Source organism: Streptomyces sp. SAI-135, from assembly GCF_029893805.1.
In the GTDB taxonomy this organism is placed as follows: domain Bacteria; phylum Actinomycetota; class Actinomycetes; order Streptomycetales; family Streptomycetaceae; genus Streptomyces.
Window position 1 is genome coordinate 6108958 of sequence record NZ_JARXYP010000002.1, and the last position, 25056, is coordinate 6134013.

Below are 25056 nucleotides of genomic sequence, written 5' to 3' on the forward strand. Positions count from 1 at the left end.
GTCGTACGACTTGACGCGCCTGTGCGACCGGCCTGGGCGGCGGATACGGAGGGTGGCCCGAGTGGGTTGCGCGTGACATGGGCCCGCTGAGCCGGGCGGCGCGCGCTCGGGCTGTCGTACGACCGACCCGCTGCACGCGAGCCATTGCCCCCAGCTGACCGCCGCCCGCACCCTGTGCGGCGCAGCAACAAGGGGCGCTCCGCAGAGCGCCCCTCTGTCACGGCGGACCTATTCGTCGTCCTCGTCGTCCAGTCGGGCCAGCCAGGTGGCCAGTCGCTCCACCGGCACCTCGAAGTCGGGGTTGAGGTCGACGAACGTCCGCAACTGCTCGGCGAGCCACTCGAAGGTGACTTCCTCCTCGCCGCGCCGCTTCTCCAGTTCCTCGATGCCACGGTCCGTGAAGTACATGCCGTCAAGGATAAGTGGGCGGAAACGACCGGGCCGCACCCCTCGGGAGAGGGATGCGGCCCGGTCGTGTACAGCGGTTACGCCTCGAACACCTCACGCACCAGCTGCTCCTGCTCCGCCTGGTGCCGCTTCGCCGAGCCCACCGCCGGGGACGACGAGTGCGGGCGGGAGATGCGGCGCAGGCGCTCGCCGTGCGGGACGTCCGCGCCGACCGCCAGGTCCAGGTGGTCGATCAGGTTGAGGGCGATGAAGGGCCACGCACCCTGGTTCGCCGGCTCCTCCTGGGCCCACAGGTACTTCTCGGCGTTCGGGTACTTGGCGATCTCCGCCTGGAGCTCGGCACCCGGCAGCGGGTACAGGCGCTCGATGCGGATGATCGCCGTGTCCGTGATGCCGCGCTTCTGACGCTCGGCCTCCAGGTCGTAGTACAGCTTGCCCGCCACGAAGACGACCTTGCGCACCGCGGCGGCGTCCACGGACGTGTCGCCGATGACCGGGCGGAACTGACCCGAGGTGAACTCCTCCGTCTTCGACGCGGCGGCCTTGAGGCGCAGCATCGACTTCGGGGTGAAGACCACCAGCGGCTTGTGGTGCGGGTTGTGCACCTGCCACCGCAGGAGGTGGAAGTAGTTCGACGGCAGGGTCGGCATCGCGACCGTCATGTTGTTCTGGGCGCAGAGCTGGAGGAAGCGCTCGACACGGGCCGAGGAGTGGTCCGGGCCCTGGCCCTCGTAGCCGTGGGGGAGGAGCAGCGTCACACCGCTCGTCTGGCCCCACTTCTGCTCGGCCGCCGAGATGTACTCGTCGACGATCGTCTGCGCGCCGTTGACGAAGTCGCCGAACTGCGCCTCCCACAGCACGAGCGCGTCGGGACGGGCCAGCGAGTAGCCGTACTCGAAGCCCATGACCGCGTACTCGGACAGCAGGGAGTTGTAGACGTTGTAGCGCGCCTGCTCCTCGGCCAGGTACTGGAGCGGGGTGTGCTCCTCGCCCGTCTCGCGGTCGATGAGGACCGCGTGGCGCTGGCCGAAGGTGCCGCGCTGGGAGTCCTGGCCCGACAGGCGGACCGGGGTGCCCTCCAGCAGCAGCGAGCCCACCGCCAGCGTCTCGCCCATGCCCCAGTCGATCGTGCCGTCCTCGACCATCGCCGCCCGGCGCTGCAGCTGCGGCAGCAGACGCGGGTGGACGTTGAAGGTGTCGGGGATGTTGACCTGGGACTCGGCGATCCGCTTCACGACCTCCGCGGAGATCGCGGTGTTCACGGCGACCGGGAACTCGGCCTGCGGGTCGGAGACGGGACCGGCGGCCGGCTGGGCCGTGACGGCCTCGCGGACCTCGGTGAAGACCTTCTCCAGCTGGCCCTGGTAGTCCTGGAGCGCCTGCTCGGCCTCTTCCAGGGTGATGTCGCCGCGACCGATGAGGGACTCGGTGTAGAGCTTGCGCACCGAGCGCTTCTTGTCGATCAGGTCGTACATCAGCGGCTGGGTGAAGGCCGGGTTGTCCGACTCGTTGTGACCGCGGCGGCGGTAGCAGATGAGGTCGATCACGACGTCCTTGTTGAACGCCTGGCGGAACTCGAAGGCCAGACGGGCAACGCGGACGACCGCCTCGGGGTCGTCGCCGTTCACGTGGAAGATCGGGGCCTCGATCATGCGCGCCACGTCGGTGGCGTACATCGAGGAACGCGACGACTCGGGCGCCGCCGTGAAGCCGACCTGGTTGTTGATGACGATGTGGACCGTGCCGCCGGTGCGGTAGCCGCGCAGCTGCGACATGTTCAGCGTCTCGGCCACCACGCCCTGGCCCGCGAAGGCCGCGTCACCGTGCAGGGCGACCGGCAGGACGGTGAAGTCCGTGCCGCCCTTGTTGATGATGTCCTGCTTGGCGCGGGTGATGCCCTCGATGACCGGGTCGACCGTCTCCAGGTGGGAGGGGTTCGCGGCCAGCGAGACCTTGATCTGCTCGCCGTCCAGACCGGTGAAGGTGCCCTCGGCGCCCAGGTGGTACTTCACGTCGCCGGAGCCGTGCATCGACTTCGGGTCGAGGTTGCCCTCGAACTCGCGGAAGATCTGCGCGTACGACTTGCCGACGATGTTGGCGAGGACGTTCAGGCGGCCGCGGTGGGCCATGCCGATGACGACCTCGTCCAGGCGGGACTCGGCGGCCGAGTCCAGCACCGCGTCCAGCAGCGGGATGACGGACTCGCCGCCCTCCAGGGAGAAGCGCTTCTGGCCGACGTACTTCGTCTGCAGGAAGGTCTCGAAGGCCTCGGCGGCGTTCAGCCGGCGCAGGATGCGCAGCTGCTCCTCGCGCTCCGGCTTGGTGTGCGGGCGCTCGATGCGGTCCTGGATCCACTTGCGCTGCTTGGGGTCCTGGATGTGCATGAACTCGATGCCGGTGGTGCGGCAGTACGAGTCGCGCAGCACGCCGAGGATGTCGCGCAGCTTCATCAGGGACTTGCCGGAGAAGCCGCCGACCGCGAACTCGCGCTCCAGGTCCCACAGGGTGAGGCCGTGCTCGGTGATGTCCAGGTCGGGGTGCTTGCGCTGGCGGTACTCCAGCGGGTCGGTGTCGGCCATGACATGGCCGCGGACCCGGTAGGAGTGGATCAGCTCGAAGACGCGGGCGGCCTTGGTGACGTCGTCGTCGTGCGAGGCGTCGATGTCCTTGAGCCAGCGGACCGGCTCGTAGGGGATGCGCAGCGCCTCGAAGATCTCGTCGTAGAAGCTGTTCTCGCCGAGCAGGAGGTTCGCGACGATCCGCAGGAACTCGCCGGAGGCGGCGCCCTGGATGACCCGGTGGTCGTAGGTCGACGTGAGCGTCATGACCTTGGAGATGCCGAGCTTGTTCAGGGTGTCCTGGGAGGTGCCCTGGAACTCCGCCGGGTAGTCCATGGAGCCGACGCCCATGATCACCGACTGGCCGGGCATCAGACGCGGCACGGAGTGGACCGTACCGAGGCCGCCCGGGTTCGTCAGGGAGACGGTGACGCCCGAGAAGTCGTCCATCGTCAGCTTGCCGTCACGGGCACGGCGGACGATGTCCTCGTAGGCCTGCCAGAACTCGAAGAAGTTCAGCGTCTCGGCCTTCTTGATGCCCGCGACGACCAGCTGGCGGTCGCCGTTGGGCTTCACCAGGTCGATGGCGAGGCCGAAGTTGACGTGCGGCGGCTTGACGAGGGTGGGCTTCCCGTCCTTCTCCGCGTAGTGCCAGTTCATCGACGGCATGGCCTTGATGGCCTGCACCATCGCGTAGCCGATCAGGTGCGTGAAGGAGATCTTCCCGCCGCGGGCGCGCTTGAGGTGGTTGTTGATGACGATGCGGTTGTCGAAGAGCAGCTTCACCGGGACCGCGCGCACGGACGTGGCCGTGGGCAGCTCCAGGGAGGCGTTCATGTTCTTCGCGACCGCGGCGGCGGGGCCGCGCAGGGTCACCATCTCCGGGCCCTCCGCGGAGGGCCCGTCGGCGGCCGGCTTGGCGGCGGGCTTCGCAGCGGCGGGCTTGGCGGCCGGAGCGGCCTGGGCCGGAGCGGCGGCCGGGGCTGCGGCCTTGGCCGGGGCCGGAGCCGTGGCGGCCGGCTGGGCGGCCGGAGCAGCGGCCGGTGCCGGCGCGGGAGCCTGGGCCGGAGCGGCGGCGGCCGGGGCGGCGGACGCGGCGGTGGTGGTCTCCGCGGCCCCCGCGGCCGCGGTACCCGCCGCAGCCGGAGCGGCAGCCCCCGACTTGTAGTCGGCGAAGAAGTCCCACCAGGCACGGTCTACCGAATTCGGGTCCTGGAGGTACTGCTGATAGATCTCGTCGACGAGCCACTCGTTCGGGCCGAACGCGGCAGCGGGGTTCTTGCCCGCTTGGTCTGCGTCGGTCGAGATGCTCGAGTTACTGGGGGACTGTGGCGACACGGCGGCAACCGCCCTCTTCCGCTTCTCACAAGGTGATGGACAGCGGGAATAAAGGCTACGCCCCCAAGAGCGTGAAGGTCAGGTCGGGCCGGTCCATCGTCGTGTAAGTCACATCGAAGAGCGAGTTTCGGGGGTGGAAATGGCGGGAAACAAGCGTGGTTCTGGTACGTGAATCCGCGTGGGGGAAGCGTCGAGCGGGGCTCTGCGCGACGGCGGCGCGGCCCTCTGCCTGATCACACGTGTCCGTCAGCGCGGACAGAGATGGATCTTGTGGCTCCGCTTCGCACTTTACGTCAACTTGGCAGAGAAGGAAGTCCCGGAAGGGTGACAAGAATCCGGCAGCCCCGCTCGGATTCGGCCACTCCGATCCGGCCGCCGTGCAGATCCACCGCCCAGCGGGCGATCGCGAGCCCGAGCCCGGTGCCGCCGTCGCTGCCCGGACCGTGCGGCCGCATGACCTGACCGCGGTTGAACCGCTCGAACACGCGGTGCCACTCCGAGCGCGGGATCCCGGGGCCCTCGTCGAGGACCTCCAGCTGGAGCGACTCGGGCTGTGCCCCGCGCCGCGCCTTGACCGTCACCCGGCCGTGCGCCGGGCTGTGCTTGACCGCGTTGTCGATCAGGTTGGCGACCACCTGGTGGATGCGCTCCGGATCGGCGTGCGCGGTGAGCTCCGGCGGCGACACGTCGAGGTGCAGATGGACGTCGTTGCGGGTGTGGCTGCCGGATCCGGAAGCGATGCCGGCCCGCGCGGTGGCGACCATGTTGGCCTCCTTCAGCACGCCCGACAGGTACGGCCACACCTCGAATCGGCGCTTCTTCAGCGGGACGACGCCGTTGTCGAGGCGGGACAGGTCCAGCAGCGTCTCCACCAGCCGGCCGAGCCGCTCGGTCTGCTTCAGGGCCGTGCGCATGGTCTCGGGGTCGGCCTGGGTGACCCCGTCGACGATGTTCTCCAGCACGGCGCGCAGGCCCGCGATGGGCGTGCGCAGCTCGTGGGAGACATTTGCCACAAGTTCCTTGCGCTGGCGTTCCTGGGCCTCCAGGTCGTCCGCCATGCGGTTGATCGTCTGGGCCAGGTCGCCCAGCTCGTCCCGGCGGTTCTCGCGGACCCGGCGGGTGTAGTCGCCGTGCGAGATGGACCGGGCGACGGCGTTCATGTCGTCCAGGGGCGCGGTGAGCGAATGCGCCACGAACTGCGTGATGAGGAGCGTCGCGATCATCGAGAAGACCGTGATGAAGCGCAGCTCGGTCGCCGTGCGCATCGCGATCATCATCAGCCCGGTGGTGATGAGGACCGCGATGACGACGAGGGCGCCCAGCTTGGTCTTGATCGAGAACGGGCTCACACCGCCCCAGGGCTCCCTGGGGCTTCTCCGGCCGGCCGGACCCCCGCTCATGGCGTCGGCGTCTCCAGGGCGTAGCCCACGCCGTGCACCGTGCGGATCCGCTCGGCGCCGATCTTCCGGCGCAGTGCCTTGATGTGGCTGTCGACCGTACGGGTGCCGGAGGCGTCCGCCCAGTCCCACACCTCGGCGAGCAGCTGCTCACGGGAGAGCACCGCGCGCGGGGTGTTCGCCAGGCACACGAGCAGGTCGAACTCGGTGGGCGTGAGGTGGACGTCCTCGCTGCGCACCCGCACCCGGCGCTGCGCGTGGTCGATCTCCAGCTCGCCGAGGCGCAGGATCCCGGACCGGGGCGTCGCGGCGGCCAGCGCGGCCCGCTCCACGCGGCGCAGCAGGACGTGCACGCGCGCGGCCAGCTCACGCATCGAGAAGGGCTTGGTCATGTAGTCGTCGGCGCCGACGCCGAGCCCGACCAGCATGTCGGTCTCGTCGTCGCGCGCGGTGAGCATCATGACCGGTACTGGACGGGCGGCCTGCACGCGGCGGCAGACCTCCAGTCCGTCGAAGCCGGGCAGCATGATGTCGAGGATCAGCAGGTCCGGCTGCCAGGCCTCGGCCGTGTCGACCGCGGACGGACCGTCGACCGCCGTTTGCACGAGGAATCCCTCGGCGCGCAGGCGGGTCGCGATGGCGTCGACGATCGTCGGATCGTCCTCGACGACCAGGACCCGGCGCTGAGCGCCGGGGGTAGCCGTCGAACCGTTGTGGGAGGTGTGTGTCTGCTCCATCGCCCGCCCCTGGGGAGTGCTTTCCGGAACCATGTGGGGTGATTCCTTGTCTGCGCATGACTGCGATTGACGCTTGAATGATCGGCGTAGGGAAGCAGAGTACGGGGAGTCATCACCCCTTTGCTATCCAGGTCGGACGGCGAGATGGACGACGTCGGGTACGCCCCGGGCAACGGGGATCTCCTCGGTACGTACCTGTTGGAACCCGGCATTTGCTAGGGATCCCTCAAATTCCGCAGAGGGCTGGGCGGACCACACGGCCAGGACCCCGCCCGGCTTCAACACCCTTGCGCAGCTTGTGAGTCCGGTACGCGCGTAGAGGTCGTGGTTGCCGTCCGTGACCGTCCAGTCGGGTCCGTTGTCGATGTCGAGGCACAGCGCGTCGAAAGTGGCGCATGTCTCATTGACGAATCCGACTAGATCCGTTTCCAGAATGTTCGTCCGTGGATCGGCGAGCGCGGCCGCGGAGAGCGCCGAGAGCGGGCCGGAGCGGTGCCAGTCGATGATCGCGGGCTCCCGCTCCACGACCGTGATCCGGCCCCAGCGTGGATTCGCGGCCGCGTGTGCGAGCGAGAACCCGACACCGAGACCGCCGATGAGGACGTGCGGGTCGGGCCGGTCGTCGAGGGCGGCGAGGGCCGCGTCGACGAGCATCCGCTCCGAGCGTCCGTCGGAGGTGTCCATCAGGAAGCAGCCGTTGGCGATGATCTGGAGCAACTCGCCGTGCCGCCGCAGGACTACCTCTCCGTACGGGCCCTCGCGACGGTCCAGGACTTCGGGAATGTCGTACGAGGTGAGCATCGGCCCATCCTGGCAGGTACGGCGGGCCGGCCGGGGCTCCTTGAGAAGTCCCTGTGAATCGGGGCCGGGGTGGCGCGGGTCACAGACAGGGGGCGGGTGGGGCGCGAAGGGTGGGGTGGACGGAAGGAGCAGCTCACCTTGGAACGGACCGTGCCGTCAGCCCCTTCCGACGCGCCCGAGGGGACGGGGCTGCTCGACGCGATGCCCCGGCAGCGGGAACGGGGTGGGGCGGCCGTCACCGGAACACCGGTCACGACACCGCAGGCCGCCGCCCCGGAGACCCGACTTCGCGTCCCGCGGCCCCAGCGGCTGCTCCCCACCCCCATCGGGACCCCGTTCACCTTCGGCTACGGCGCCGTCCTGGCCGTCGTCTCCCTCGTCGCCGCGCATCTGGACCCCGCCCTCGTGCACGCACTGCACCAGGGTTCCAGCACCGATGTCGCCCACCTGGTGCGGACGCCCGTACTGGTGCTGCTGGCCAGCGCGTTGTGGATCGCGGGCGGGATCCTCTCGCCGTACGCCCTCGCCCTGCTGTTCGTCCTCACCGCGCTGGAGCGGCGGATCGGCGGTGTGCGCACGGCCGGTGTCTTCCTGCTCGGGCATGTCGGGGCGACCCTCGCCACGGAGGTCCCCATCGGGCTCGCGGTCCTGGTCGGTCATCTGCCCGCCAGTTCGCTGCACCGCCTCGACTACGGCGTCAGCTTCGGTGTGGCCGCGAGCCTCGGCGCCCTGGCGGGACTGCTCCGGCCGTGGCTGCGCTGGCCGTTGCTCGCCCTCTTCGGCTGGCTGCTGGTGACCGCCCTGATCGCGTTCACCGACCCGCTGACCGACTGGGGCCACCCGATCGCCCTGACCATCGGCATCGCGACCTGGCCCCTGGTGCGACGCCGGCACCGCGCCCGGCGCAGTCTCCCGGCCGCTTGGCCCCGGCGCGGTGCGACCGGTGGGGACTGAGGAGTCCGGGGTCACCGCGGGGTCGCCATCAGCGGTGGGCCGTGGGCGCAGGTCGAGGTCCGCGGGCAGGCCGGGCCCGTGGCCGCGGTCATTGGGGCGTCGGTCTCCGGGGTGCGCTACGGGTGCGGGTCCAGGTCGTCGGGTTGGTCAGGCCCGTGGTCCGCGGGCACCGTCCTGCCGGCCGTACTGGGCGTGACCTGGGCGTCGGGAAGAGCCGGCGGCGGCCCGGTGTTGTGTGTCGTGCGGCCGGCGGGAACCACCGGAGGGATCGGGGTGATCACCGGCGCAGCATGACAGAGCCCCTGCCGGGGTGCCTCCGGGTTTTCCGCGGGGAGCCGCGACGGACGGTCACCCGGCGTCCCGACCCACGAACTTCGCACTGGTGAGCGGAGCTTCCACATGCCAGCCCAGAGACTCGTACAGGGCTCGTCCCGCCGGAGTCCCGGCGAGGACGCCGGTCTTTGCGCCCGCGGCGGCCGCCGTGGCCTGGAGCGTGCGCATGACGACGCTGCCCAGACCCCGGCGCCGGTGCGCGGACGCGGTCTCGATCTGGTCGAAGACGGCGGTCGCGCCGGTCGGGGCGGTCTGGCCGCGCGCGGCGAGGGAGCCGTCGGGGGCGGCGAGGAGCACGCGCGTGACACCGCCGGTGGACCAGACACGCTTGCGGTAGCCGTCGGGGACGTCGGTGCCTCCGACCGCCGCTCCGGCCAGCGGGACCGTCATCAGGCAGCCCGGCTCGGGGTCCACCCACCAGCCCTCGCCCAGCCAGTCCCCGACGACCTCGGGGTCCTGGAACACCTTGAGCCACACCCCCGCCCCCGTCACCCCGTCCGCGACCTTGCGGACCAGCCGCTCGTCCACCTCGTCGCCCAGCGCGTCGAAGACGTGCCGCGAGACCTGCGCGAGCTGCCCCACGTCGACGGTGAAGCCCCACGGCTCACGTTCCGGCGGGGCGGCCCCCCGGGACACGACCCAGCCGGTCACCCACGCCTGCACGACTCCGTCCACGACATCCCCCCCAGTAATGACCGGTGACCGTAAGTGCCCATTACGTCTTGACCCTAGGTCCGGAAGCGTCGATTCCGGCAGTCGTGATCGCCGACAGCGAACAGGCAAGCGGGCGGGGAACATTCGACGGCTCATGTGCATTGAGTCGGCATAGCTCAACTTGACTGCCGAAGGGGAGATCATGGCTTCGACGTCCACACCGCTCACTCTGCCTGTGCTGCCGCTCGACGACGAGGTCGTGCTGCCCGGAATGGTGGTGCCGCTGGACCTGAACGACACCGACGTCCGCGCCGCGGTGGAGGCCGCCCAGGCCGCCGCCCGCTCGGAACCCGGAAAGCCCAAGGTCCTCCTGGTGCCACGCATCGACGGCACCTACGCGAGCACCGGTGTGCTCGGCACCGTCGAGCAGGTCGGCCGCCTGGCCGACGGCGACCCGGGCGCGCTCATCCGCGGCCGGAGCAGGGTGAAGATCGGTGCGGGGACCACCGGCCCGGGCGCCGCCCTGTGGGTCGAGGGGACCACGGTCGACCAGACCGTCCCCGAACCGCTGCCGGGTCACGTCACGGAACTGGTCAAGGAGTACAAGGCCCTCGCCACCGCATGGCTGCGCAAGCGCGGCGCCTGGCAGGTCGTGGACCGGGTGCAGGCCATCGACGACGTGTCCGCGCTCGCCGACAACTCCGGTTACTCGCCGTTCCTGACCACCGAGCAGAAGGTCGAACTGCTGGAGACCGCCGACCCGGTCGCCCGCCTCAAGCTCGCCACCCAGCAGCTGCGCGACCACCTCGCCGAGCAGGACGTCGCCGAGACCATCGCGAAGGACGTCCAGGAGGGCGTCGACAAGCAGCAGCGCGAGTTCCTGCTCCGCCGTCAGCTGGAAGCCGTACGTAAGGAACTGCGCGAGCTCAACGGCGAGCAGGAGGGCGAGGAGTCCGACGACTACCGTGCCCGGGTGGAGGCCGCCGACCTGCCCGAGAAGGTGCGGGAAGCCGCCCTCAAGGAGGTCGACAAGCTGGAGCGGTCCTCCGACCAGTCGCCCGAGGGTTCCTGGATCCGCACCTGGCTGGACACCGTCCTCGAACTGCCGTGGAACGAGCGGACCGAGGACGCCTACGACATCCAGGGCGCCAAGGCGGTCCTGGACGCCGAGCACGCCGGTCTTGAGGACGTGAAGGAGCGGATCACCGAGTACCTCGCGGTGCGCAAGCGCCGCAACGACCGGGGCCTCGGGGTCGTCGGCGGCCGGCGCGGCGGTGCCGTGCTCGCCCTCGTCGGGCCTCCCGGCGTCGGCAAGACCTCGCTCGGCGAGTCGGTCGCGCACGCCATGGGCCGCAAGTTCGTCCGCGTCGCCCTCGGTGGAGTACGGGACGAGGCGGAGATCCGCGGTCACCGGCGGACGTACGTCGGCGCGCTGCCCGGCCGGATCGTGCGGGCCATCAAGGAGGCCGGTTCGATGAACCCGGTCGTCCTGCTCGACGAGATCGACAAGGTGGGCTCCGACTTCCGCGGCGACCCCGCGGCGGCCCTCCTGGAGGTCCTGGACCCGGCGCAGAACCACACCTTCCGCGACCACTACCTGGAGGTCGAACTCGACCTGTCCGACGTGGTGTTCCTCGCGACGGCGAACGTCCTGGAGGCCATCCCGGAGGCTCTGCTCGACCGTATGGAGCTGGTCCGCCTCGACGGCTACACCGAGGACGAGAAGATCGTCATCGCCCGCGACCACCTGCTCCCGCGCCAGCTGGAGCGGGCGGGGCTCGCGAAGGACGAGGTCGTCATCGACGAGAGCGCGCTGCGCAAGCTCGCCGGCGAGTACACCCGCGAGGCGGGCGTGCGCACCCTGGAGCGGTCCGTCGCGAGGCTGCTGCGCAAGGTGGCGGCCCAGCACGAACTCGGCGAGCGGGAGCTGCCGTTCACCATCACGGACGAGGACCTGCGCGGCCTGATCGGCCGGCCGCACCACGTGCCCGAGTCGGCCCAGGACCCCGCGGAGCGCCGTACGGCCGTCCCGGGTGTGGCGACCGGACTCGCGGTCACCGGAGCGGGCGGGGACGTGCTGTTCGTCGAGGCGTCGCTGGCCGACCCGGAGACGGGCGCGGCGGGTCTGACGCTGACCGGCCAGCTGGGTGACGTGATGAAGGAGAGCGCGCAGATCGCGCTGAGCTTCCTCAGGTCGCACGGCGCCGAGCTGGAGCTGCCGGTCGGCGACCTCAAGGACCGGGGTGTGCACATCCACTTCCCGGCGGGCGCGGTCCCCAAGGACGGCCCGAGCGCGGGCGTCACCATGACGACGGCGCTGGCCTCGCTGCTCTCCGGCCGCCTGGTCCGCACGGACGTGGCCATGACGGGCGAGGTCTCGCTGACCGGTCGTGTCCTGCCCATCGGCGGCGTGAAGCAGAAGCTGCTCGCCGCGCACCGCGCCGGGGTGAGTACCGTCATCATCCCGAAGCGCAACGAGGCCGACCTGGACGACGTCCCGGCGGAGGTGCTGGACAAGCTCGACGTCCACGCCGTCACCGACGTGCGCCAGGTCCTGGAGCTGGCGCTGGCCCCGGCCGTCAACGGGGCGGCGCCGGAGGTTCCGGTGGCGGCGTGACGGGTGCTGCCGGATGAGGTGAAGGCCCGGGTTCTCGTGAGGGAGGCCCGGGCCTTCGCCGTACGCGGAGGCGGGTCAGCCGTTGGCGAGGGCCTGCACCCGGTCGAGCGCGCCGTTGAAGCGGTCGTGGTCGCCGACCGTCGGGCCGGTCGAGGTGTACTGCCACATGGTGTACGTGCTCCAGCCGGCCGGGAGGGTGCCGGGCGTCGAGGCGTAGCGCGCGATCCACAGCGGGGTGGTGGAGGCGAAGCCGCCGTAGTTGCCGGTGCACTGGGTCCACCAGGTGGTGGCGGTGTAGATGACGGCCTGCCGGCCGGTGCGCGCCTTGTACCGGTTCAGGAAGTCGCGGATCCAGGTGACCATCGCGCTCTGCGTCTTGCCGAAGCAGGCGTCGCCGTACGGGTTCCACTCGATGTCGAGCACCCCGGGCAGGGTCCTGCCGTCCCTGGACCAGGCGCCGCCGTGGTCGACGAAGTAGTCGGCCTGCGTCGCGCCGCTCGTGGTGTCCGGGGTGGCGAAGTGGTAGGCCCCACGGATCATCCCGACGCCGTAGGAGCCGGTGTACTGCTGGGAGAAGTAGGGATTCGTGTAGTACGTCCCCTCGCTGGCCTTGGTGTACGCCCACCGGACGCCGCTGTTCCAGAGGGTCGACCAGGCGACGTTGCCCTGGTAGCTGGCGACGTCCACGCCCTCCGTCTGGGTGGCGCGGGTGCCGGCGGGGAGACCGCTCTGGCCGTCGTGCGCTACGACGCCCATCCCCATGTGGGCGGAGCCGCGGGCCGGGACGGCGGTGGCCTCGGGGGATTCCGCGGCCGGGGCGGGGGCCGTGTGGAGCAGGGAGAACGCGGTGAGCAGGAGTCCGACGAGGAAGAGGCGTCGGGGACGTATCGGTTCGGGTCTGTGCACGGGCATGGCGTGCCTCCGAAGGCTCGGTGATGCTCGGTGGGGGGACTGGGGAAGGCCGTGCCAGGCTGACGTGGGCATGCCAGCCACCGCTCGGTCAAGACGCTACGTACGGGGACGACGGGGTGGGAAGAGGGACCGGACGCTGCCGTTGGTCTAGCCCTGCGAAATACTTACGGAGCTGCGGTGATGTCGCAATTTGGCGGAAACTTTCACGACCGGGAAATCCAGGGCAGGGGCTGACGTGCACGAAGACGGAAACGGCGAGGGTGGCCGGAGCGGGGCCGAGGCGGCGCCGAACGGTGTGGACCAGCCCGGATTCCTGGCGCTGGAGCGCGAGTTGACCGTCCTGCTGCGCCGCGCCCGGGCCAACCAGGGGGAGATGGCCCGGGAGGTCCACCCCGACCTGGAGTCTGCGGCCTACGGACTGCTCGTCCGTCTGGATGAATGCGGCCGCCAGCGCGCCACCGAGCTGGCCGGGTACATCGGGGTCGGCAAGGCCACGATGTCCCGCCAGCTGCGCGCCCTGGAGGACCTGGGCCTCGTCACCCGCGAACCCGACCCCGCGGACGGGCGGGCCTGGCTGGTCGACCTCACCGAGGAGGGCCGCTCCCGCGTGCACCGCGTCCGCGACGCCCGCCGTGCCCGCTACGCCGGCCGCCTCGCCCACTGGAACCCGGCAGAGGTCACCGAACTGGCCCGCCTGCTCCACCAGCTGAACCGGGGCATGGAGAAGTAGCCCACCGCCGGGGTACACGCGCGGGCGCCTGAGGTGACGGTGCCGGGTGGACGCCGTCGAGGACGCCGCACGGGTGATTTTCGTGGCGTCACCGGCCGGTGCCGTTGGGCCGGCGGCGTGGGGGCGGCTCCGGTGGGCGCATCAGCGGTGTCGGCGGCTGTCGGTGCTCCGAGTGCTTCGTGCGTCTGCTGCATCCCGCCTGCTGCGTCCCGCCTGCTGCATCCCCTGCGTGTCCCGGCGGTGCCGAGTCGGTGCCGTAGGCGGGCTGCGCAGGAACTGCTCCCATGGGGCATCCGCCCTCTCGCCCCCCGTCGAGGCCGCCGAGCGCACCGGCTCCATCCGCTCCGGCCGGCCCATCCCCGCCGCGCCCGAGTCCCAGCCGGTCCCGTAGAGCCCACCACGCGGGTGTCCCCCGGGTGGACATGCCCCGCCCTCCGGGCCCGCGACGCCGGGGCGCCGGCCGGGGTTGCGGGCCACCCGGTCAGGCGCCCCGCACCGAACCGCAGCCCACCGCACCGATTAGCAGTCCACCGCACCGGAGCGCACCGCACCCGCCCCCCACCACCCCCTCACAACTCCACGTACACCACCGTCGCGTCGTCATGGGTCTTGCTGCCGCCCAGCCAGGTGCGCCGCTCCGCGTCCGCGCGTTCCCGTTCCCGGACGCGGTCCACGAGGGCCTGCGGGCCCTCCTTGCGGACGAAGGTGCAGCAGTCCCCCCAGCCGCCCTCGTGGAACTTCTCCACCCACCGGGCCGCCCCGTCCGTCAGGGCCAGCAGACCGCGCACCGACGAGCGCGGGAGCACTCCCGTGACCGCGCGCCCCGCCACCGACGGGTCCGCCGCCGCCGTGAAGAAGCCGCCCTCCTTGTTGCGGAGGTTGGCGTCGACGAGCGCGGCCGTGGCCAGAAAGGCGCGGGGGAGGCGGGAGAGGCGGTCGTCCAGGACCGCCGAGACCGTGCCGTCCGCCGCCTCCACCAGCAGCGCCGAGTCCGACAGGACCAGGTACTCGACCGATTCCGGGGACCACCGCGCGATCACCACCGTCGCCTGCGGCGTACGCGGGTGAGAAAGGTCACAACCTTCACCATGTGTCTCCGCTGTGCGCACGATCGCCCGGGACAGCACCTCGGTCAGGGGAACATCCGGGAGCGAAACGGCCAGTTCGGTCAGCGCGCCGCCGAGCCGGGCCGTGAACCAGGGGACGGAATGCAGACAGCCCGTCGGACCCGTGGGCGGGGTGACACCGTCGAGGGCGACCAGGACGCCGCCCTGTCCGGAAGCGGGGAGCGCGACGCTCGCGAAGTCCTCGTTGGGCCGCTGGACATCGCCGGGTTCCGAGACAAGTTCCGTACGCATTCGGCCAGTCTGCACGAGCCCTTCACAAGCTTCGTCAAAGCCTGGCAACCGTCGCGGAATTGACGTAGTCGCGCAGGTCAGACGCCAGGTTTGGGTTGGAATGGCGGGCTCCTGGCAGGCGTGGTGGCGAATACTGCCATCGGTCCTCGCCGACGTCCAACCGGCCTGCCGCGCACGGTCCGTGCGCGTGCCGCAGGAACTTGCCCGCCAACTCCCCTCCGGGGTTCACTCCTTCGGGTGGCGGCTCAGGCGATGCGCGGCCACCGACCACCGGCGCTGGGAGGGTCGGGAACCGTACCCCGGTGTGTACACCAGTTGACTGAGCGTCACCCCGGGCCCATGGGTATCACGAGTTCAGGAATGCGAGCAGCGGTGCAGAAGACGCGGCCTCGTCGCACAGGCAAGCAGACGGCCTCCGGCAACGGCGCGGAGCGCACAGCCGCCACGCCCGGCGCCCCCGGGACTCCCGTCGGCAAGGGCCGCCCCACCCACGTCCGCACCCGGCTGATTCTGGCCGTCGCCGTCGTGGCCGCCGCGATCGCCGGGGCCGGCGCCCCCTCCCTCGTCACCGCCTCGGGCGACCTCCACGACTCCCAGGACCTGGTGACGCTCGCCGAGCAGACCCAGGACGCCCTCGACCTCGCCCACGCGCTCGCCGACGAACGCGACGAGGTCACCTCGTACATCGCCGCCGGACGGCCCAGGGCGAAGGCGCCCGGCGAGCAGTCGAGCGCCCGCGTGGACCGCCAGGCCGAGGAACTGCGCGCCGACAGCGACCTGTCCGCCACCCTGCGCGCCGACCTCGACGACATCGCCGCCGTCCGCCGCTCCGCGCTCACCGGCAGGACCACCGCCCTGGAGACGCACAACGCGTACTCCGCCGCCATCACCGAACTGCACCGCCTCGCCGAGGAACTGGCCGAGAAGACGCCGGCCCGCGCCGGCTCCGGTGCGTACTCCCTCGCCGAGCTGGACTCCGCCGTGCAGCAGGCCGCCGCCACCCGGGGACTGCTGCTCGCGGCGCTCAGCGTGCCCACGACGACCCGCAGCGTCTACGACCCGATCACCGGCCTGACGAACACCGAGAAGGTCTCCTCCAAGGCCGACGCCGCCCAGCGCGACGCGCTCAGCGCCGCCGCCCAGCAGGCCCGGCTGCGCTCCGACGCGGCTCTCGCCGACTTCCGCGACTCCGCGCCCGCCACCGCCAAGGCGGGCTACGACTCCACGGTCACCGGCCCCGAGGTCAACTCCGCCGACAAGTACCTCGCCGCCCTCACCGACCGGCCCACCCTGTCCGCGGGTGAGCTGAGCACCGGCACCGCCAAGCTCGATGCCGCCCTCTCCGCCCGCGTCGACCTCATGCGCGGTGCCGAGTCGGCGCTCTTCGACCGCAGGGTCAAGGCACTCGCCCAGCTCCGCGACGACGACGTCACCGCGCTGGAGCTGCGGGTCGCGATACTCGGCGCCCTGATGCTGCTGGCCGTGGGCATCAGCACCGCCATGGCCCGTACCCTCACCCGCCCCCTGTCCGTGCTGCGCCGCGGCTCGGCCCGGCTCGCCGGGGCCGAGGACCCCACGACCGAGGAAGCGGTCTCCTTCACCGGCCGCAACGACGAGTTCGCCCAGGTCGTCCGCTCCGTCAACACCCTGCACGCGCACGCGGCCGGGCTCGCCGAGCGGATCGCCACCCTGGAGTCCGACCGCAAGCACCTGGTCGGCCAGCGCCAGAAGATGGCCGACGCCCGCGAACAGCTCAAGGCGGAACTCGCCGAGTCGGCCGCCCAGTTGGAGCGGCTGCGCACCACCATCGGCGCCACCTTCGTCAACCTGGCGCTGCGCACCCTCGGCCTCGTCGAGCGGCAACTCGCCGTCATCGAGAGCCTGGAGGAGCGCGAGCAGGACCCCGAGCGCCTCGCGACCCTCTTCAAGCTCGACCACTTCGCCACGGTCATGCGCCGCCACAGCGAGAACCTCCTCGTCCTCGCCGGCACGGAACACGTGCAGCAGAGCGCGAACCCGGTCCCGCTGGTCGACGTCGTCCGCGCCGCGGTCAGCGAGATCGAGCGCTACGAGCGCGTCCGGATCGCCGCCCTGCCGCCGCACGCCCACGTGGTCGGCTTCGCCGCGGACGACCTCTCGCACCTGCTGGCCGAACTGATGGAGAACGCCACCTCGTTCTCCCCGCCCGACCTGCCCGTCGAGGTCTCCGGCTGGCTCCTGGAGAGCGGCGAGGTCATGCTCTCCGTCCAGGACGAGGGCATCGGCATGACCGCCGAGCGGATGACCACCCTCAACTCCCGCCTCGCCGAGTTCGACCCCGAGGCCGCCTACGAGTCGTACGACGAGGGCGACGAGGGTCTGGGCCTCGGCCTGTACGTGGTGGCCCGGCTCGCCCACCGGCACGGTGTCCGCGTGCAGCTGCGCGAGCAGAAGCAGGGGGGTGTGGCCGCGGTGGTGGTCCTCCCCAAGCCGCTGTTCACCGCCGCGCCCACGTCCGCCGTGCCGGCCGCCGACGGCCCGGTCACCGGCACCACCCACTCCTTCTCCCTGCCGGGCGCGAACGCGGAGGCCAACTCCAATGTCCTGAACGGCCGTTCGCAGGGCGACCCGCTGGTGACGCTGGCCGAGCAGGCCGTACGCGAGCAGGCGGCGGAGTCCCCGGCCGAGACGACGATGGAGCTGCTGGCACCGGTACCGGCACAACCGGAGCCGGAGCCCGAGCCCGTACCGGAGGAGCCCCAGGCGCAGGAGGCCGAGGCCGAGGCCGAGGCCGAGACCGAGCACACCCGCGCCGACGAGGAGCCCGTCACCGACAAGGGCCTCCCCAAGCGCACACCCAAGATCACCGCGCCCACCGCCCCGGCCCCGCGCCGGCGCAACGCTTCTGTGGACGCCGACGCACTCCGCCGCCGGCTGGGCGGCTTCCGCCGGGGGGCGGAGGCCGGCTACCGCGACGTGGAGGCGGAGATCAAGGAACACACCGGCGAGACCAAACTGCCGACCGCAGAACACCGCACCGCATCCGAAGAAGCCACGGGGGGCACAGCCGAGGAGGCAAGCAGTTGACCGCGCCCAGTACCTTCGGACTGAGTCGTGAAGCCCGCAATCTCCACTTCCTGCTGACCAACCTCGTGGAGGAGGTACCCGGCGTCCAGTCCGTCGCCGTGGTCTCCTCCGACGGCCTGCTCCTGCTCTCCTCCGACGCCGAGCGCAACGCGGAGGCACGAGAGGCCAGGGACGGGAAGCCCGCCGGCCCGCGCGGCTCGTCCGCCGACCTCGCGACCATCGTCTCCGGCATCGGCAGCCTCACCCTCGGCGCCGCCAAGCTCATGGACTTCGGCACCACGAAGCACACCATGATCGCGATGGACGAGGGCAGCCTGTTCGTGATGTCGATCAGCGACGGTTCGCTGCTCGGTGTGCACGGCTCCGCGGACTGCGACATGAGCGTCGTCGCGTACCACATGGCCCTGTTCGTCGGCCGCGCGGGCCACGTCCTGACCCCCGAACTCCGCAGCGAGCTGCGCCAGTCGCTGGAGAACGACGGGAGCGCCCGATGACGAACAGGCCCGAGCTCCCGGTCCGCGGCGGCGACCGCAAACCCGCCCGGGTGCGGCCGTACTCGCTCACCGGCGGCCGCACCCGCTTCGGCCACGTCCTCCTCGTGGAGACCTTCGTGGCGGCCCTGGAGGCCCCCGAGGAGCGCAAGGAGCTCACCAACGGCTCGCTGAAGTCGGTCATGCCGGAGCTGCGGGCCATCGTCGAACTGTGCCGCCGGATGCGCACGGTGGCCGAGATCGCCGCGCTGCTGAAGATGCCGCTCGGCGTGGTCCGGGTGCTCCTCAGCGACCTCGCGGACCAGGGAAAGATCCGTGTGTACGGCACCGGGACCGGTCATGGCACGGGCCGTCCCGACCGCGCTCTGCTGGAAAGGGTGCTGAGTGGACTCCGTCGTCTCTGACGCCGCCGCCTCCCGGGGCCTCGGCGTCACCCCGTTCGTCGACGTCGAGACCGACGACGACCTCAAGTCCTGGCAGACGGACCGCACCCGGGCCCCCATCGCCACGAAGATAGTCGTGGCCGGCGGCTTCGGCGTCGGCAAGACCACCCTGGTCGGCACCGTCTCCGAGATCGAGCCCCTCCAGACGGAGGCGCTGATGACCGAGGCCAGCGAACAGGTCGACGACCTCTCCGGCACCCCGGAGAAGGTCACCACCACCGTGGCCATGGACTACGGCCGCATCACGCTCGACGACGACCTGGTGCTGTACCTGTTCGGCACGCCGGGCCAGGAGCGGTTCTGGTTCATGTGGGATGACCTGGTGCGGGGCGCGATAGGCGCCGTCGTCCTGGCGGACACCCGCCGCCTCAAGGACTCCTTCCCTGCGCTCGACTACTTCGAGAGCTGCGGGCTGCCGTACGTCGTCGCGGTCAACCACTTCGACGGCAGCGAGCTGTTCGAGCCGGAGGACGTGCGGGAGGCGCTCAGCATCCCCCGGCGCATACCTGTCATGATCATGGACGCGCGGCGGAAGATCTCGGTCATCGAGACCCTGTTGTCCCTCGTCGGCCACGCGCTGGACGAGACCCCCGAGTAGTCCACGTTTAGGAGCCAGCACCCGCATGCGGAAGATACTCGTCGTCGGAGCCGGCCAGTCCGGCCTCCAGCTCGCCCTCGGCCTCCAGTCGCACGGGTACGAGGTCACCCTGATGTCCAACCGGACGGCGGACGAGATCCGTTCCGGCCGGGTCATGTCGACGCAGTGCATGTTCCACACGGCACTCCAGCACGAGCGCGATCTCCAGCTGAACTTCTGGGAGTCCCAGGCCCCGAAGATCGAGGGGCTCGGCGTCTCGGTGGCGGCCCCCGGCTCCTTCGACCCGGGGCCCTCGCAGCGCGCGATCGACTGGCTGGGACACCTCGACGGGTACGCGCAGTCGGTCGACCAGCGGGTCAAGATGGCCGGCTGGATGGAGACCTTCGCCCAGCGCGGCGGCCAGCTCGTCATCCACGGCGCGGCGGTCGGCGACCTCGACTACTTCTCCCGTACGTACGACCTCGTGCTGGTCTCGGCCGGCAAGGGCGAGCTGGTCTCCATGTTCGCGAGGGACCCCGAGCGCTCCCCGTACAGCGAGCCGCAGCGCGCCCTCGCCGTCTCCTACGTCCACGGTCTGGGCCCGCGTCCCGAGCACCCGGACACCGAGGCCGTCCGCTGCAACCTCGTCCCCGGCGTCGGCGAACTGTTCGTGATGCCGACGCTCACCACCTCCGGGCGCGCCGACATCCTGTTCTGGGAGGGCGTGCCCGGCGGCCCGCTCGACGTCTTCAACGGCGTGAAGGACCCGGCGCAGCACCTCTCCCTGACCCTGGAACTCATGGAGAAGTTCCTGCCCTGGGAGTACGCGCGCGCCACGAACGTCGAGCTCACGGACGCCGGCGGCACGCTGGCCGGCCGCTACGCTCCCACCGTGCGCACCCCGATAGGCCGCCTGCCCGGTGGGGGAGCGGTCCTGGGCGTGGCCGACGTCGTCGTCGCCAACGACCCGATCACCGGGCAGGGCTCCAACTCCGCGTCCAAGTGCGCGGCCTCCTACCTCGCCTCGATCCTGGAGCGCGGGGAGAAGGAGTTCGACGAGGAGTGGATGCGCGGGACGTTCGAGCGGTACTGGGCCACCGCCCAGCACGTCACCAAGTGGACGAACGCCATGCTCGCGCCGCCGCCGGAGCACATCCTGAACCTGATCGGGGCGGCCGGCCAGCTGCAGCCGGTGGCGGACCGTTTCGCCAACGGCTTCGACAACCCGGCCGACTTCGAGAACTTCTTCTACGACCCGGAGAAGGCGGGGGCCTACCTGGCCTCGGTGGCCGGGGCCTGACCCGCACCGTCCGGACGCACGGCACCGAGGAGCGGGTGGGCCGCGATCGGGGACACCCTGATCCTCTCGCCCGTCCTCGGCGCCTCGATGACCTCGCCGTTCCCCACGTACAGCGCCACGTGCGTGGCCTTGGGGTAGTACAGGACCAGATCACCCGGGCGCAGCTCCTTCAGCGGGATCCGCGGCAGCCGGGCCCACTGCTCCTGGCTGGTCCGCGGGATCGGGGTGCCGGCCCGGGCCCACGCCTTCGAGGTCAGCCCCGAGCAGTCGTACGCCCGCGGACCCTCCGCACCCCACTCGTACGGCTTGTCGAGCTGCCGTCGGGCGTACCGCAGGGCCCTCTCGCCCGGCGTGGACGGCTTGCGCGCGTCCTCGCCCAGAGCGCCGGACGTCGTCAGCTCCCGCTGGGCCTTCTCGACGCCCTTCTCCTCGAACCGGGCCAGCGCGGTGAGCTGTTCGGCGGTGAGGGAGGCGAGGAGCTCCTCCACGCCGGCCAGTTTGCCGCGTACGGCGTCCCGTTCCTTCTTCTGCCGGGCGGCCAGCGTGAGGTGCTCGTCGAGCGCCTTGCGGGCCTTGCGGGCCAGTTCGTCGGCGCGGTGCTCGGTGCCGGTCAGCCGGCCCACCGCCCTGGCCCGGTCCCGCGACAACTGGCCGATGACATGGCCCTGTTCGAGAGCGTGCTGGGGGTCGCGGGCGAGCAGGAGGCGGACGTACGGCGAGATGTCGGTGCTGCTCTGGTACTGCTGGCGGGCCAGCCGCCCCGCCGCACCCCGGCTGTCGCGCAGCGAGAGCCGGACCCTTGCGAGCGCCGCGTCCAGGCGGTTCAGCTCGGCGCGCTTGCGCTTCAGCTTCTCCTCGGTGGCGTTGTAGGTCTCGGTGGCCTCCTCGGCCTCCCGGTACAGCCGCTGAAGGTCCGTCAGCAGATCGGCGACGGAACGCTCGCGCGGCTCCGGCTGCGGTGCGGCCGCCGCGGACACCGGTGCGAGGGCGGTGCCGACCGCCACCGCGGCCGTACACACCAGACGCAGAAGCCTTCCTGACACGTCATCACCTCCCGTGCGGAACAGCCCCTCTGTTCCGCACGGCGAGCATCGGACGGCTCGGGCGGGCGCGCGCGCCGGGTGTGGGCGGTTCGGAGCAACCTCGTCACCCGTCGGTGTCAGCCGGCCTGTCGGGCTTGGACCACGGCCACCTCAGCCGGTCGCCCGCCCTGCCCTCGGGGTCGTAGGAGTACTTCCACCCCTTCTGGATCCCCAGCCTGTTGTGCCCCCTCGGCACCCGGCGGTACACCAGCACGGTGGCGGGGCCGCCGGCCGCGTCGGGGACGGGGATGCGGTACGTCTTCGGCGGGTGACCGGTCGGTCCCAGCAGCACGGGCAGCACCCGGCCGTCCATGGGCCCGCCCTCGAAGGGGGTGTCTTCGCTCTTCACGGCACCAGTCTCAGGCATCCGCCGCGAGGGCCGTGACCAGCGCGGCGGTCTGCGGGTCGCGGTTGGCGGTCACGGAGAGCACGGCGACGAACTGGTCGACGAGCCAGTCGCGCAGTTCCCCGACCGGGGGCTGCTTGTCCTCGTCGAGCCAGATCAGGGAGGCCGCCTCCACCGCGGTGATCCACATCCGCACGGTCATGCGCAGCCGCAGGCCGGGCTCGGTGACGCCGAGGTGGCGGAGGATGTGCTCGGCGGCGGCCCGGCGTACGCCGTCGACGATGGCGGTGGTCCGGGACGTCTCGACGACGCTGCCGCCCTGGAGCAGGGCGCTGAAGCCGGCGTCGTGCTCGTCGACGAAGGCGAGATAGCGGTCGAGGGCGCGGGAGAGGCGGATGAGGAGGGGGCCGTCCCGGGGTTCGTCGAAGCACTGCTCCAGTTCGTCGGCGGCGGACCGGAGCGCGGCCTCGTAGAGCTGCTGCTTGCCGCCGGGGAAGTACCGGTAGACGAGGGGTCGGGAGACCCCGGCCGCCTCCGCCACGTCGTCGAGGGAGACGTCCTCGGGCGCGCGGTGCGCGAAGAGGCCGAGGGCGGCCTCCAGCAGCTGGCTTCTGCGCTCCTCGACGCCGAGTCTCCGGTAGGCGGGCGCGGATGGGGTCATGGGTTGCAGGGTAGTCGGCCGTCCGCGGGCGCGTCGTGGCTGGTCGAGCAGTTCCCGCGCCCCCGGGTGGGTACAGCCGGACAGGCTCTGACCGCTCTCACCCACCGGCCCGCGCACGACCGTCAGGCCAGCAGCCCCGACGACTTCCACAGCCGCCGCCCCACCCCCCGGAGCACTCCGATGTCGTCCAGGAAGTCGGTCAGCCGCTTCGCACCCGTCTGCATCACTTCCCGCCGGTGCCCGCTCGCCTTCACCTGTGCCAGCGCCTCCCGCTGGTCCAGGCCGACGTTCGTGTAGACCTCGGGGTTCACAAAGGCCACGGAGAACACCCGCGCGAACTCCCCGGACGTGACCCGGGTGAACTCCTGCGACCACCGCGGAGCGGAGATCATCTGCCGCCGCAGCTCCTCCCGGGCGTAACGGACGTGCCGCGCCTCCTCCACCACGTGGATCCGCGTCACCCCACGGATCAGCGGCTGCACCCGCTCGTCCGGGAACGTCAGCCGCTGCATCCAGTCGAGGATCTCCTCACCGAGCAGCGTCGCCGTGAACGACCCCGGTGTCGTGGAGATCGTCTTGAACAGCCGCCCGAGCTGCTGATGGGTCCGGCTCACCGGGTACCAGGGCGTGTCGCCCCGGGTGATCAGCCGCGCGAACATCTTCGAGTGCCGGCACTCGTCCTCGATTTCGGTGAGGGCGTACCGCACATGCGCGCTCGTGGCCGCCTTGTCGTAGATGTGACGGCACAGCAGCTGCATGAGGATGATCTCGAACCAGATCCCCAGCGAGGCCAGCGCCGCGGCCTCGTGCTTCGAGAGCAGGATCCGCTGCTCCTCGCTCATCCGCCGCCACATCGGGGTGTCGTACAGCGACACCAGCTCCGGCGGCCAGTACCACAGGCCGTCCTCGAAGGGCGCGTCCCAGTCCAGTTCCTTGTCCGGGTCGAAGGAGTGCTTGGCGGAGGAGTCGAGCAGCCGCTCGGCGACCTGCTCCCGGTCCTTGAGCAGGCCGAGGGCGTCACGCAGCCCTTCGAGCGCGTCGACATCTGTCAGACTCGTCATGGCTCTTATGAGACTGCTTGTCAGCAAGACCGTCAATCCCCTGCGCGCGACTTGTTGACCCGGCGTCTACGAAGGGGCAGCCTGCGGGACATGCCGACTTTCGACCTGTACACCACGGATCCCGGGGACCCCCACTGGCAGGTACCGGCCACCGGCACAGCCCGTTTCAGCTGGGAGTACGACGACGGCCGCGACCGCCTCCTCGCCCTCTACCAGAAGGGCAAGGACAAGCAGTGGGACGGGCAGAAGCGCATCGACTGGGACCTCGAAGTCGATCCCGCCGACCCCCTCGGCACCCCCGACGAGTCCATCTCCGTCTACGGCACCGAGTACTGGGCGAAGTTCACCGAGAAGGACAAGGGGGCGCTCCGTCAGCACCTCGCCTCCTGGCAGTTCAGCCAGTTCCTGCACGGCGAGCAGGGCGCGATGGTGTGCGCCGCGCGGATCGTGGAGTCCGTGCCCGACCTCGACGCCAAGCTCTACTCGGCGACCCAGGTGATGGACGAGGCACGGCACGCGGAGATCTACGGCCGTTTCCTCCACGAGAAGATCGGGATGCTGTACCCGATCAACGACAACCTCCAGTCCCTGCTGGGCGACACGCTGCGGGACTCCCGCTGGGACATGCCCTATCTCGGCATGCAGGTCCTCATCGAGGGTCTCGCCTTGGCCGCGTTCGGCATGATCCGCGACACCACCGACAAGCCCCTGCCGAAGCAGATCCTCGCGTACGTCATGCAGGACGAGGCCCGGCACGTGGCCTTCGGCCGGATGGCGCTGCGGGACTACTACCAGCAGCTCTCCGACGCCGAACTGCGTGAACGCGAGGAGTTCGTCATCGAGGGCTGCCACCTGATGCGCGACCGGCTGCGCGGAGTCGAGGTCCTGGAGAACTTCGGCATCCCGAAGGCGGAGGCCGAGGAGTACGCCGAGCGGTCCGAGTTCCTCGCCCTCTTCCGCCGGCTGCTGTTCTCCCGGATCGTCCCCTGCGTCAAGGACATCGGCCTGTGGGGCAAGCGCCTCCAGCAGGCCTACGTCGACATGGGCGTCTTCGAGATGGGCGACTCCAGCCTCGACCTCCTCATGACCCAGGACGAGGAGATCGCCGAGAAACTGGACGCCGAGCGCTTCGCGGCCGAGGAACGGGAGCGGGTCGCGGAGGTGCGGGAGGCGATCGAGGCCGGCGGCACCGCGGAGGACCCGGTTCGGCGCGGCGAACCCCTTCAGTAGGA

The 25056-nt window shown here is 71.0% G+C and carries 21 protein-coding genes; 9 read left to right on the plus strand and 12 right to left on the minus strand.

What is annotated here, in order from left to right; genetic code table 11:
* Positions 1-228 precede the first annotated feature (228 nt).
* From M2163_RS32345 to M2163_RS32365, 5 genes are all read right to left on the minus strand, one after another.
* A complete protein-coding gene (locus M2163_RS32345) occupies positions 229-408 on the minus strand; it encodes a DUF6104 family protein (RefSeq protein ID WP_003992906.1) in 180 nt (59 codons plus the stop codon).
* A 77-nt stretch (positions 409-485) separates the two neighbouring features.
* Positions 486-4304: a multifunctional oxoglutarate decarboxylase/oxoglutarate dehydrogenase thiamine pyrophosphate-binding subunit/dihydrolipoyllysine-residue succinyltransferase subunit gene (locus M2163_RS32350; RefSeq protein WP_280895730.1), complete on the minus strand. Its 3819-nt coding sequence runs from the start codon at positions 4302-4304 to the stop codon at positions 486-488.
* Between the two features lie 293 nt (positions 4305-4597).
* The gene (locus M2163_RS32355; protein ID WP_280849368.1) at positions 4598-5704 is read right to left on the minus strand and encodes an ATP-binding protein; all 1107 of its coding nucleotides are present in this window, start codon (positions 5702-5704) and stop codon (positions 4598-4600) included.
* Positions 5701-6438, minus strand: a complete 738-nt coding sequence (locus tag M2163_RS32360) for a response regulator transcription factor (protein WP_031038660.1) — start codon at positions 6436-6438, stop codon at positions 5701-5703. The genes M2163_RS32355 and M2163_RS32360 overlap by 4 nt, the downstream gene beginning before the upstream one ends.
* A 123-nt stretch (positions 6439-6561) precedes the next feature.
* Complete coding sequence (locus M2163_RS32365; RefSeq protein WP_280849367.1) at positions 6562-7239, minus strand: spermidine synthase; 678 nt, start codon at positions 7237-7239, stop codon at positions 6562-6564.
* Between the two features lie 201 nt (positions 7240-7440).
* On the opposite strand from M2163_RS32365, the gene M2163_RS32370 reads away from it, so the two are divergent.
* Positions 7441-8193 (plus strand): rhomboid-like protein, encoded by a 753-nt coding sequence (locus tag M2163_RS32370; protein WP_280897351.1) that lies wholly within the window; start codon positions 7441-7443, stop codon positions 8191-8193.
* 348 nt (positions 8194-8541) lie between these two features.
* Here the strand turns inward: M2163_RS32370 and M2163_RS32375 are convergent, their stop codons facing one another.
* Positions 8542-9201: a GNAT family N-acetyltransferase gene (locus M2163_RS32375; protein WP_280895731.1), complete on the minus strand. Its 660-nt coding sequence runs from the start codon at positions 9199-9201 to the stop codon at positions 8542-8544.
* 181 nt (positions 9202-9382) lie between these two features.
* Here M2163_RS32375 and lon point away from each other — a divergent pair, with 181 nt between their 5' ends.
* On the plus strand, positions 9383-11797 hold the full coding sequence (lon, locus tag M2163_RS32380; protein WP_280895732.1) for an endopeptidase La: 2415 nt from the start codon (positions 9383-9385) through the stop codon (positions 11795-11797).
* Positions 11798-11872: 75 nt separating this feature from the next.
* On the opposite strand, the gene M2163_RS32385 is transcribed toward lon, so the two are convergent.
* Complete coding sequence (locus M2163_RS32385) at positions 11873-12709, minus strand: lysozyme (protein ID WP_280895733.1); 837 nt, start codon at positions 12707-12709, stop codon at positions 11873-11875.
* 235 nt (positions 12710-12944) lie between these two features.
* On the opposite strand from M2163_RS32385, the gene M2163_RS32390 reads away from it, so the two are divergent.
* A complete protein-coding gene (locus M2163_RS32390) occupies positions 12945-13439 on the plus strand; it encodes a MarR family transcriptional regulator (RefSeq protein ID WP_280849363.1) in 495 nt (164 codons plus the stop codon).
* 569 nt (positions 13440-14008) lie between these two features.
* Here M2163_RS32390 and M2163_RS32395 read toward each other — a convergent pair.
* Positions 14009-14797 (minus strand): protein phosphatase 2C domain-containing protein, encoded by a 789-nt coding sequence (locus M2163_RS32395; RefSeq protein WP_280895734.1) that lies wholly within the window; start codon positions 14795-14797, stop codon positions 14009-14011.
* Between the two features lie 372 nt (positions 14798-15169).
* Here M2163_RS32395 and M2163_RS32400 point away from each other — a divergent pair, with 372 nt between their 5' ends.
* The 5 genes from M2163_RS32400 to M2163_RS32420 are packed head-to-tail and all read left to right on the plus strand — an operon-like array spanning position 15170 to position 20674.
* On the plus strand, positions 15170-17863 hold the full coding sequence (locus M2163_RS32400; protein ID WP_280895735.1) for a nitrate- and nitrite sensing domain-containing protein: 2694 nt from the start codon (positions 15170-15172) through the stop codon (positions 17861-17863).
* Positions 17860-18357, plus strand: coding sequence for a roadblock/LC7 domain-containing protein (locus M2163_RS32405; RefSeq protein ID WP_280895736.1), 498 nt, complete (start codon positions 17860-17862; stop codon positions 18355-18357). Before M2163_RS32400 ends, M2163_RS32405 begins: the two co-directional genes overlap by 4 nt.
* Positions 18354-18758, plus strand: coding sequence for a DUF742 domain-containing protein (locus M2163_RS32410; protein WP_280849359.1), 405 nt, complete (start codon positions 18354-18356; stop codon positions 18756-18758). Before M2163_RS32405 ends, M2163_RS32410 begins: the two co-directional genes overlap by 4 nt.
* Positions 18739-19395 carry an ATP/GTP-binding protein gene (locus M2163_RS32415; RefSeq protein WP_280849358.1) on the plus strand — a complete coding sequence of 219 codons (657 nt, stop codon included), beginning with the start codon at positions 18739-18741 and terminating at the stop codon, positions 19393-19395. Before M2163_RS32410 ends, M2163_RS32415 begins: the two co-directional genes overlap by 20 nt.
* Before the next feature lie 25 nt (positions 19396-19420).
* Positions 19421-20674, plus strand: a complete 1254-nt coding sequence (locus M2163_RS32420; protein WP_280895737.1) for a styrene monooxygenase/indole monooxygenase family protein — start codon at positions 19421-19423, stop codon at positions 20672-20674.
* Here the strand turns inward: M2163_RS32420 and M2163_RS32425 are convergent.
* The 4 genes from M2163_RS32425 to M2163_RS32440 all read right to left on the minus strand — a co-directional run bounded on the left by M2163_RS32425 (position 20647) and on the right by M2163_RS32440 (position 23824).
* Entirely contained in the window at positions 20647-21717 is a 1071-nt protein-coding gene (locus M2163_RS32425) for a C40 family peptidase (RefSeq protein ID WP_280895738.1), read from the minus strand. The two genes, M2163_RS32420 and M2163_RS32425, sit on opposite strands and share 28 nt — an antisense overlap.
* Before the next feature lie 103 nt (positions 21718-21820).
* Positions 21821-22105 carry a hypothetical protein gene (locus tag M2163_RS32430; protein WP_280895739.1) on the minus strand — a complete coding sequence of 95 codons (285 nt, stop codon included), beginning with the start codon at positions 22103-22105 and terminating at the stop codon, positions 21821-21823.
* Between the two features lie 10 nt (positions 22106-22115).
* Positions 22116-22763 carry a TetR/AcrR family transcriptional regulator gene (locus M2163_RS32435; RefSeq protein WP_280895740.1) on the minus strand — a complete coding sequence of 216 codons (648 nt, stop codon included), beginning with the start codon at positions 22761-22763 and terminating at the stop codon, positions 22116-22118.
* Positions 22764-22885: 122 nt separating this feature from the next.
* Complete coding sequence (locus M2163_RS32440) at positions 22886-23824, minus strand: diiron oxygenase (protein WP_280849353.1); 939 nt, start codon at positions 23822-23824, stop codon at positions 22886-22888.
* Between the two features lie 90 nt (positions 23825-23914).
* Here M2163_RS32440 and M2163_RS32445 point away from each other — a divergent pair, with 90 nt between their 5' ends.
* Positions 23915-25054 (plus strand): ferritin-like domain-containing protein, encoded by a 1140-nt coding sequence (locus M2163_RS32445; protein ID WP_280895741.1) that lies wholly within the window; start codon positions 23915-23917, stop codon positions 25052-25054.
* The last annotated feature ends 2 nt before the right edge of the window (positions 25055-25056 follow it).

Coding starts and splice junctions, on each gene's coding strand:
- M2163_RS32435 (WP_280895740.1), bottom strand. CDS start 22,763: ATGACCCCATCCGCGCCCGCCTACCGGAGACTCGGCGTCGAGGAGCGC.
- M2163_RS32360 (WP_031038660.1), bottom strand. CDS start 6,438: ATGGAGCAGACACACACCTCCCACAACGGTTCGACGGCTACCCCCGGC.
- M2163_RS32355 (WP_280849368.1), bottom strand. CDS start 5,704: ATGAGCGGGGGTCCGGCCGGCCGGAGAAGCCCCAGGGAGCCCTGGGGC.
- M2163_RS32385 (WP_280895733.1), bottom strand. CDS start 12,709: ATGCCCGTGCACAGACCCGAACCGATACGTCCCCGACGCCTCTTCCTC.
- M2163_RS32370 (WP_280897351.1), top strand. CDS start 7,441: ATGCCCCGGCAGCGGGAACGGGGTGGGGCGGCCGTCACCGGAACACCG.
- M2163_RS32395 (WP_280895734.1), bottom strand. CDS start 14,797: ATGCGTACGGAACTTGTCTCGGAACCCGGCGATGTCCAGCGGCCCAAC.
- M2163_RS32440 (WP_280849353.1), bottom strand. CDS start 23,824: ATGACGAGTCTGACAGATGTCGACGCGCTCGAAGGGCTGCGTGACGCC.
- M2163_RS32345 (WP_003992906.1), bottom strand. CDS start 408: ATGTACTTCACGGACCGTGGCATCGAGGAACTGGAGAAGCGGCGCGGC.
- M2163_RS32365 (WP_280849367.1), bottom strand. CDS start 7,239: ATGCTCACCTCGTACGACATTCCCGAAGTCCTGGACCGTCGCGAGGGC.
- M2163_RS32420 (WP_280895737.1), top strand. CDS start 19,421: ATGCGGAAGATACTCGTCGTCGGAGCCGGCCAGTCCGGCCTCCAGCTC.
- lon (WP_280895732.1), top strand. CDS start 9,383: ATGGCTTCGACGTCCACACCGCTCACTCTGCCTGTGCTGCCGCTCGAC.
- M2163_RS32445 (WP_280895741.1), top strand. CDS start 23,915: ATGCCGACTTTCGACCTGTACACCACGGATCCCGGGGACCCCCACTGG.
- M2163_RS32410 (WP_280849359.1), top strand. CDS start 18,354: ATGACGAACAGGCCCGAGCTCCCGGTCCGCGGCGGCGACCGCAAACCC.